The 7731-nt window shown below is 72.3% G+C and carries 5 protein-coding genes; all 5 read left to right on the top strand.

The features are described 5' to 3' along the window. Positions 1-3516: hypothetical protein (locus D471_RS0121550; RefSeq protein ID WP_017600543.1), on the top strand; the 3516-nt coding region annotated here is incomplete at its 5' end. Positions 3517-3549: 33 nt separating this feature from the next. Further along, on the top strand, positions 3550-3888 hold the full coding sequence (locus D471_RS0121555; RefSeq protein ID WP_017600544.1) for a hypothetical protein: 339 nt from the start codon (positions 3550-3552) through the stop codon (positions 3886-3888). Between the two features lie 31 nt (positions 3889-3919). Then, positions 3920-4564, top strand: coding sequence for a hypothetical protein (locus D471_RS0121560; RefSeq protein WP_017600545.1), 645 nt, complete (start codon positions 3920-3922; stop codon positions 4562-4564). Positions 4565-4720: 156 nt separating this feature from the next. Further along, on the top strand, positions 4721-5020 hold the full coding sequence (locus D471_RS0121565) for a WXG100 family type VII secretion target (protein ID WP_017600546.1): 300 nt from the start codon (positions 4721-4723) through the stop codon (positions 5018-5020). An 85-nt stretch (positions 5021-5105) separates the two neighbouring features. Beyond that, positions 5106-7731 (top strand): FtsK/SpoIIIE domain-containing protein (locus D471_RS35475; protein ID WP_017600547.1); only part of this gene is annotated, 2626 nt, incomplete at its 3' end.

The following is a 7731-nucleotide window of genomic DNA, read 5'->3' on the forward strand; positions in this document are numbered from 1 at the left end:
GGCTCCGGTTCCGGTGACACCGCGCAGCCGCGCATGCCCGACGCACCCGACCCCGACCAGTACGACGACCTGGGCGAGAGCGGCGTGGCCGTGACCAGGAACGCCCCGGCGGGCAACGGCGGCGGCGACCTCCCGGCGCGCTCGCAGAACCGGATCGGGGACCCGGACCCGGACTCGTCCGGCCAGCGCGACGCCGACGCGCCCGGGGACACGACCTCCCCGACTCCCCGGGCCTCGGGCGACGGAACCACCGACACCGGCGACCCGGCGGCCGCGCACGAGCCAGACCGCCCCACTCCGAACCCGGACACCACCAGACCCTCGGACGCGACCACGTCGGACGGCGGGCCGACGACGGCCGGCCCGAATCCGGACACGTCCGGGCCCGAGGACACGCCCACCCCCGACACCCCGGCCCCCGCCGGGGAACGGATCGACGTCGAGGGCGCCCGGGGCGAGTACCGCACCGTCGAGGGCCCCGACGGGCAGCCGAACGTCACCTACCGCTACCCCACGGGCGACGGCGACTACACGATGACCGTCAGCCCCGACGACGTGACCGTCAACGGCACCTCGGTCCAGCGTCAGGACAACGGTTTCCAGGTCACGAACGCGGACGGCGCCTCGGTCAGCGTCTCCAACGGCGAGCGCGGCCAGCCCGGCACCATCGACCTCACCAGCCCCGACGGTGAGCGGGGGCCCTCCTACAGCTCCAATGGTTCCGGCGGCTCCGATCGCCCAGGACACGCCGACCACCCGGGCGAGGTGCGCGTCCCGACCCGGGACGGCGACGTCTCCGCCTACCGCGGTCGGGACGGCGCCACCATCCGCACGGACGACGGCCTCACGGTCAACCAGTCCCGTGACGGCGCCGCCCAGATCACCCACAGCGGAGACGGCCCCGTCGACCTGCGCTTCAACGACGGCCCGCACGTCAACCGCCCCGAGGGCGAGCCCGGCGCCACACCGCGTACGACCGTGACCGACCCCCGGTCCGGGCGGACCGCGCAGGTCGGCAGCGACGGCTACCGGGTCGACACCGGGGACGGCGCCACGCACGGCTACGACCGGGGAACCGACACCGCCACCCTGGACGCGAACGGAAGCCGCGTCGAGGCGGGGCCGGACTCGGTCCGGGTCACCGACGAGTCCCGGGGAGTCGATATGCGGCAGGGCCGCGACGGCCGGGGCACGGCGGTCGGCGCGGGCTCCGGGGGGCGGGTACGCGAGGACGGCAGCGCCGAGATCCGCACCGACAACCCGACGGCCACCCCGCACGCGACCCTGGGCGCGGACGGGCACGCGCAGGTCGGCGGCACCCAGGCCTGGCCGGGCCAGGTGGTGAACCCGGACGGTTCGGGAGTGTGGATCCGTCCGGGACGGGTGGATCCGGTGTCCGGGGACAGGATGTCGTCGGACACGATCGAGGTCCGCGGTCCGGATGGTTCGGCGCGCTCCTACGGGATGGACGGCCGGGCTCTGGGCGAGTACCCGTCGCTGAGCCCGAACCCGGGGGCGAGTGGGTCGTCCGCGCACGCCAGCGACAACCCGTCCTCGTTCACCATGGACATGGGCGGGAACCGGATCACGGTCACGTCGGGTTCCGACCCGACGGTGCGTGTGGACATCCCGTCCGGACACCCGGACCACCCACGGGGCTGGTCCGTCACCGCTTCGCGCGGCGGCGAGGTCTCGGTCAGCGCGCCCCCGGACGCCCGCGGGGACCGGCTCCAGGTCACCAACCGGCAGCCCGGCGAGCCCGGCGGCAAGGTCTCCACCGATATGTCCACCGACCTCCACCGGATCGGATCCGGCCCCGATGGAGTGACCGCCGACGCCCCCGGCGGCGTCCACGCGGGCAGCACCGAGCGGGGCTCCCACGTCGGTGACGGCACGCTGCGCACGGAGGTCACCTCCGACGGCCACGGAGGCGCGGAGACGAGGACCCCGTCCGGCGACCCCGTCGCCGGGCACTCGGGCTCGGAGGGTCACGTCGCCACCGATTCCGGAGTCACCGTCCGCACGAGGGGCGACGAGGTCACCGCGGACGTGCCGAAGGGCTCCAACCAGACCGTCCGGGACGGCGGCGGTCGCACGATCGACGTGCGCCCCGACGGCACCACCATGCGCGGACCGAGTCCGGACACCCCCGAGTCCGTCCCGCTCCGCATGGGCGAGACCGCGGGCGACGCGGGGCGCGTCCCGCCGGGCTGGCGTGTGGAGACCACCTCCGACGGGAGCATGGCCGCGTCCACCCACCCGGACAACGAGATCATCGTCCGCTCGCCCGACGACATGTCGCGCACACCGCACATCACGCGCAACCCGGACGATGTCGAGTACAGGAACGGTGATGTCAACGGCAACCAGACGCGGTCCGGCCGCAATGAGGTGAGTGACGGGAACGGGACGACGGTCCGCGACAGTCGGCGCGGGGTGCGGGTCACGAGCGGGGACGACAGCCCCGAACTGCGGATCACCGAGGACCAGGTCCGGGTCACCACCGCCACCCCCCGTTTGCTCGGCACCGTCGAGCGCCAGGACGTCCAGATCGTGGACATCCCCACCGCCCGGCCGGACACCGGGACGGATGCGCCCCGACCGGGGTCCGGCGGGGGTGCGCCCGCGCCGGGTCGGGACGCGTCCGCTCCGACCCCGCGCCAGGACTCCGACGCGCCCGACGCACGCAGGGACACCACCGACACCACCGACACCACCGACACCACCGACACCGACGGCTCCACGCGTCCGGAGTCCGGCGACAGCCGGTCGGACGCCGACGGCTCCCTCGGGAACGACCGCCGGGGAGACGACGCCTCCGGCGACGGCAACCCTCCGGTGCGCTCGGAACTGAACTCGACGCGGGCCGCGGTCATGAACATGCTCGACACCCTCGTCAAGAACGCCTTCAACGTCACCGGCGGTCTGATCGCCGAGCATTTCTGGATCGGGGAGGACGCCGCGGGCATCCAGACCGCCGACTTCATCCAGGCGGCCGTGCAGCTCGGAACCGCGGCGCCCAAGGGACTGGCGGAGGGCAGACTCGGCGACACCTCCGACCTGCCGCCCGGTATGGAGGCCTTCACCAACGAGATGTCCCACCAGGCGGCGCGCAACATGTGGCGCGACGACGCCATGGACGAGTTCTACGAGGACGACGCCGAGGGCACCGGTGAGGTGGCCGACCGCACCGCCAGGATCGACTTCCTCGAGGAGGAACTGATCCCGGAGATCGAGGCGGCGATCGACACCGCACGGGAGGCGGGGGACCGGCCGGAGGAGCTGGCCGCTCTGGAGTCCCTGCACGCGTCGGCCCTGGACCAGCAGGCGTCCCTGCGACGGGAACACGACGAGCTGCACGACGAGGTGACGCACGACGCGGGCGAGATCTGGGACGGCGCGACCCGTGTTCCGAAGACGGTCTGGGACGGGATAACCCAAACTCCGGGCGCGGTCTGGGACGGAGTCACCCACGTCTCGGGCGAGGCCCGGGACGCACTGACCGACCGGGACTAGGACCGACCGGCGCCCGAGGAAGGAGAAGTACCCATGGCCAGGATCGTCAAGATCGACATCGACGCGCTCCACGAGATGGAGCGGTCCCTCATCCGCATCCAGAACGCCTTCGCCAACGAGGACGTCAAGAGTCCGGAGGAGAAGGCCGAGGACATCGGCCCCGCCAAGGTGGTCGACAAGGCCAAGGAGTACGGCGAGGACTGCAAGAAGAACTACGAGCGCCAGGCCGAGGACCTCGGCGCCCTGCTCCAGGCCCTCACACCCGTCATCGACACCTTCACGGAGGCCGACGAGGAGCTGGGCAAGAGCCTGACGGAGAACAAGAACGACACGCCGCCCCCGCCGCCGGGCCCCGGCCCGGTCGCCGTCTGACGGACCGCGAGCGACGAGGAGACACACCGCCATGCCCTACCTCTTCGAGGAGGACGTCCCGGAGTACGTGATCGGGTTCGACATCGACATCCCCGGTCACTGGAAGCAGTACGACCTCTCCGGAGACGCGCTCGCCCGTATGCGCGCCCAGGCCGTGGAGCAGTACGGCAACCGGCCCGAGGAGATGAGCGCCCTCAACGACCTGTTCAGCGACATCGCCCAGGTCACCAACGACGCCGTCGGGGCCGGTCTGCTGTCCGCCGCGGGCGTCTTCGAGGAGTACGACGACGGCTTCTTCATGGCGACCGTGTGCGTCTTCGTCTTCCCCTCCGGGCGCGGTGACCAGGCCCTGGAACCCGTCCGCATGGTCGAGAACGTCTACTCGGGCTCCGCGACCGCCCGCGAGGGCACCTGGCTGCGCAAGGTCGCCGCCGACCTGACCCACACCGGGCTCGGACTGTGCGGACGCGTGTTCGGCGTCACCGACCACGACATGGACGACGCCATCGTCCGGTCGGTGGCGATGCACACCGCGTTCGAGGTCCCCGGCCTGGACAAACGCGTCATGGTCAGCTGCACCAGCCCCAACTCCCGGGAGGCCGAGGAGGTCCTGGACCTCTTCGACGCCATCACCGGTACCGCCCGGTTCTGGGAGGAAGCGACCCCAAGCTCCTGAACTGGGCAGACCCGGCGGTGATCGGGTCCGATGACCATGTTCACCGCCATATCCACGACAATGGACCGGCGCGGGCGCGCCCGCGGTCTCCGCTGGGGAGCCGGCCGGTCCGACGGACTTCGTCCGGCACGAGATCCGACACACGAGGAGAGACACATGCCCGCGTACAACGTCGACAGCGACAAGACCGATGAGGCCTCGGGCTCCCTCACCCAGGACTTCAACGAGTTCCAGGAGCGGCTGGAAGGCATCAAGGGCCGCATCGACGGCCTCATCGCCGACGGTTACAGCACCCCCGCGGCGGAGAAGCACTTCCGTCCGTTCTTCGAGGAGTTCCAGTCCGGGTTCGAGAGCGTGAACCAGGGCCTGGAAGGCATCGCCAAGTACGTCAAGCAGGTCGGCACCACCTTCAGCGAGACCGACGACAAGCTCGGTGAGGGCCTCCGCAACGGCTGACCCCGCCCGACACGTGGACGGGGGCGGTCGCGGACCGCCCCCACCTCCATCCCCCGACGACGAACGACCGGAAGCAGTACCCACCGTGCGCCTCCTCTTCACCGCGACACCCGCCACCGGCCCGTCCGGGCACGGGCCGGACGGCTCGGCCCCCGTGGCCTCCTCCGCGCTGCGGCTGGACGTCCTCGTCGACGCCGACCCGAGCGCCACGGTGCACCAGCTGGCCGAGGTGATCGATCCGGTCGTGCGTACCGTGCCCCGGGCGCCGGGGCAGGAGGTGCCGCTCTTCGTCGGGGACCGGCCGCTCACGCCGGGGACGACCCTCGCCGACGCCGGTGTCCTGGACGGCTCGGTCATCGGGGTGGGCGCGCCGGCCGAGGTCAAGGGGGAGCCGCCCGGCGTGGTGGAGGTCCGGGTGGTCTCCGGGCCCGACGCCGGACGCGTCGCGCGCCTGGACCCGGGCGACTACCTCGTCGGGGACGACGAGGTCGCCGTGCTGACCGTGGACGCCGACGGGTACTGGGCGCGGATCCGGGTCATGCCCGACGGCACCGTCACCATCCTGTCCACGAGCGGCGGCTCGGGGTGCGCGCTGGAGGGCGACCCCGTCGACCCCGGCGCCGAATGGCCGCGGGGCGAGCAGCTCACCCTCGGCGGGACCCTGTTCGAGGTGTGGCCCAACCACCGGGCGGACGCCTCCGTGGTGCCCTCCGAGGACGGGACCGGTCTGGACTACAACCGGCCGCCCCGGCTGCACCCCGCCCCGACCAAGACGAAGTTCAAGCTGCCCAGCCCGCCCGAGCCGCCGGACCGGCCGATCGCGCAGCTGCTCCTGATGATCCTCATCCCGATCACCATGGCGGTCGGCGGCGCGCTCGTCATGAACCGCCCGCAGATGCTGCTCTTCGGCCTTCTCGCGCCGATCTCGGTGGCCTTCACGCAGATCATGCAGCGCCGCACCAGCAAGGTGCGCTACGAGAAGCAGCTCGCGGAGTTCGAGGAGAAGACCGAACGCGTCACCAAGGACGCCCGCGACGCCCTCGTCGCCGAACAGCGCCGCTTCCGTGACACCTGCCCCGACCCCGCCGCCGTCCTCCTGCTGGCGACCGGCCCGCGCTCACGCCTGTGGGAGCGGCGCCAGACCGACGACGACTTCACCCAGCTGCGCGTGGGTACCGGGAGCATCCCCTCCCAGGTGGTGCTCACCGATCCGACCAAGGACGAGCACCGCAGGGACGTCACGTGGGACATGCGCGACGTGCCCGTGAGCGTGTCGGTGAAGGACAACGGCGTCGTGGGCGTGGCCGGGAGCGGTGAGGGCGCCCAAGCCCTGGAGCGCTGGCTCGTCGCCCAGCTCACCACCCTGCACAGCCCGGCCGAGCTGCACCTGTACCTGCTGTCCATGGAGGGCGACCACAACCGCTGGCGGTGGACCCGCTACCTGCCGCACCTGCGCTCGGAGACGCCGCAGCTCTCCCTGAGCCGGATGGGCATCGACGCCACCACCTGCGCCCGCCGCATCTCCGAACTCCTCGTCATCCTGGAGTCGCGCACCAAGGCGCGCCGGGACGGGGCGGGGGACGATCCCGCGATCGTGGTCGTGCTCGACGGCGCCCGCCGCATCCGCTCCCTCCCGGGCGTGGTGCAGCTCCTGCGCGAGGGGCCCGAGGCCGGGATCTACGTCCTGTGCCTGGACGCCGACGAGCGCCTGCTGCCCGAGGAGTGCCAGGCGGTCGTCAGCATCACCCCGCACGGCATGCGGCTGCGCCGGACCTCCTACGACAACGTCGAGGACGTGCGCCCCGACGTCCCCTCCGCCGCGTGGGCCGACCGCCTGGGCCGCGCCCTGGCTCCCATGCGCGACAGCAGCGTCGGCGAGGGCGGCGGATCACTGCCGCGCAGCGCCCGGCTGCTCGACGTCATCGGCCTGGAACCGCCGAACGGCGAGGCCATCGCCGCGCACTGGGCGGGCGGCGGCCGCAGCACCGTCGCCACTCTGGGCCTGGGCCTGGACGGCCCCTTCGCCGTGGACATCCGCCGCGACGGCCCGCACGCGCTCATCGCCGGTACCACCGGTTCCGGTAAGTCCGAGCTGCTCCAGACCCTCGTGGCCTCGCTGGCGGCGGTCAACCGCCCCGAATCGATGTCCTTCGTGCTCGTCGACTACAAGGGCGGCAGCGCGTTCAAGGACTGCGTCGACCTGCCGCACACCGTCGGCATGGTCACCGACCTGGACACCCACCTGGTCGGCCGGGCGCTCGTCTCCCTCGGCGCCGAACTGCACCGCCGCGAGCACATCCTGGCCAAGGCCGGGGCCAAGGACATCGAGGACTACCTCGAACTGCTCGACCGCGATCCGCGCATGCCGCAGATGCCCCGGCTGATGCTGGTCATCGACGAGTTCGCGTCCATGGCGCGCGAGCTGCCCGACTTCGTCAAGGGCCTGGTCAACATCGCCCAGCGGGGCCGTTCGCTCGGCATCCACCTGGTGTTGGCCACCCAGCGCCCCGGCGGAGTGGTCACCAACGACATCCGCGCCAACACCAACCTGCGCATCGCCCTGCGGATGACCGACGAGAGCGAGAGCCGCGACGTCATCGACGCGCAGGAGTCCGCGCACATCGGTATCGACACGCCCGGCCGCGCCTATGCCCGGCTCGGTCACGCCTCCCTGCTGCCGTTCCAGTCCGGACGGGTCGGCGGCCGCCGCG

This window comes from Nocardiopsis lucentensis DSM 44048 (genome assembly GCF_000341125.1).
GTDB lineage: Bacteria > Actinomycetota > Actinomycetes > Streptosporangiales > Streptosporangiaceae > Nocardiopsis > Nocardiopsis lucentensis.